Origin of the sequence: Natronorubrum thiooxidans (genome assembly GCF_900156475.1) — an archaeon.
In the GTDB taxonomy this organism is placed as follows: Archaea; Halobacteriota; Halobacteria; order Halobacteriales; family Natrialbaceae; genus Natronorubrum; species Natronorubrum thiooxidans.
In genome coordinates, this window is sequence record NZ_FTNR01000053.1 from 1 (window position 1) to 1,524 (window position 1,524).

Below are 1,524 nucleotides of genomic sequence, written 5' to 3' on the forward strand. Positions count from 1 at the left end.
TGGCGGTATCTGCACTACGAATACGTGGCGACGCCCCGCCGAGGCGGGCGTCGCCTCTGGTGGTGGCCATACAAGGAGTTCGTCAACATGGTTCGCCGGGCTGCGTGGACGGCCCTCGCGGTGCGTCGGGCCGTCCCCGCAAACCGGCCACCTGACGACCGGTTCCACCGATAGTCACTGACCGGGATCGCTGCCTTGTGAGTGGCTACGCTGTCGCGTCGGCGGCTGACCGCCGCCGACAGCGACAGCTCCGTCTTCGATTAGTGTTGTTCAACCGCTACCGACGACTCATCACGACAGAACAGGTGACTCAGGTCAGGCTAACTGGTGATGCTTTGTGAGGTACTGAATCTCCAGCCCCCATCATATCTTTCTCTATTACGTAACCGATGCAAGAATCAGATTCACCAAATATCTCTCTTCGTGGGGCTTGTCCCCAAGGAGTTGCGTTAGAGACAGTCCTCTCTCAAGAACTCGATTCGACTATCCAATCTTATCTCTGTACGCTTTCCAATGAGGTTCCTGACTCTACGTATCTCTCACATAAGACTACTCTCCAGACATTTTGTGAGTGGTGTATAACCAATTCCGTTAGATTTGATGGACCAATCGAAGAGGACGTCTGCCAATTCATCCAGCATCTCTTGTGGGATTCGGATCTCGCAATTGCAACAGTTCGGAGTCACATCTGCTCTCTCGGAAACTATCTTGCGTACGCTTTTCAGCAGAACCCAGAACTCGTCATGCACCATCTGGCATCACCTCTCGTAGGTGCCTCGAACCCCGATCTCGAAACTCTTGGTAAGCAGATTATCGGTAATCGGGTTTCTGAAACGTCAAGCGTGACCTCCAGTGATGTGATTGAGAGTCTGATCAGCGATCTCCGTCAACGGCAGTTCGGGACGCGAACACACGCATATCTCGAACTGCTTCTAGATACAAAGAGTCGTCCTGAGCAGATACGTCAACTCAATCTCAAAGACTTGGCACTCAAACGCGGTCAAGTGAGAGTTGGAATACCTGATACTCACGTAGTAAATACTGTTGGTCTCGTTACCGAGCGATCGGTTGCTCTTACTAAGAAAACTGTCGACGCTGTTGAAACGTACGTAGAGTATGAACGAGACGACGTAATCAAAACCGAAGCCGAACCACTATTCACGACCTTGAACGGCCGTGCGAGTCGATCTACGCTCCGCCGTTCGATTAAGCGTGCGAGTCAAGAAGCAGTATCCAACTCTTCTCTCACTCAACAACCATCTGGTGCAAGCCTGACAGAGCACGATGTATCCGAGATCCAGCCTCAGCCAATCACTCCGAACGATGTCTGGCAATATGCAACCTCCAAAATCCTCGAGGTCGATAATAAATGACTGAGAAATTAACAGCAGTACTCGCTGATATTGACGACCCAGAAACGATCAGCAACCATTGGTCTTTAGTTAGGCCTCAGCAGCCGGTTTGATGGCGGTAGCGAGCTGTTCTTGGAGAACCGGGCGTTGTTTGTGGATCTTCTGTGCGTCG

1 protein-coding gene and 1 pseudogene are annotated in these 1,524 nt (G+C 51.7%); both read left to right on the plus strand.

What is annotated here, in order from left to right:
- A pseudogene (locus tag BW940_RS21400) lies at positions 1 to 174 on the plus strand (ISH3 family transposase); the annotation flags it as partial.
- A 569-nt stretch (positions 175 to 743) separates the two neighbouring features.
- Entirely contained in the window at positions 744 to 1,373 is a 630-nt protein-coding gene (locus BW940_RS22625) for a tyrosine-type recombinase/integrase (protein WP_076611038.1), read from the plus strand.
- The last annotated feature ends 151 nt before the right edge of the window (positions 1,374 to 1,524 follow it).

What these genes read in the sequence shown, in the direction of transcription:
- BW940_RS22625 (WP_076611038.1), top strand. Translation starts at nt 744, where the DNA reads ATGCACCATCTGGCATCACCTCTCGTAGGTGCCTCGAACCCCGATCTC.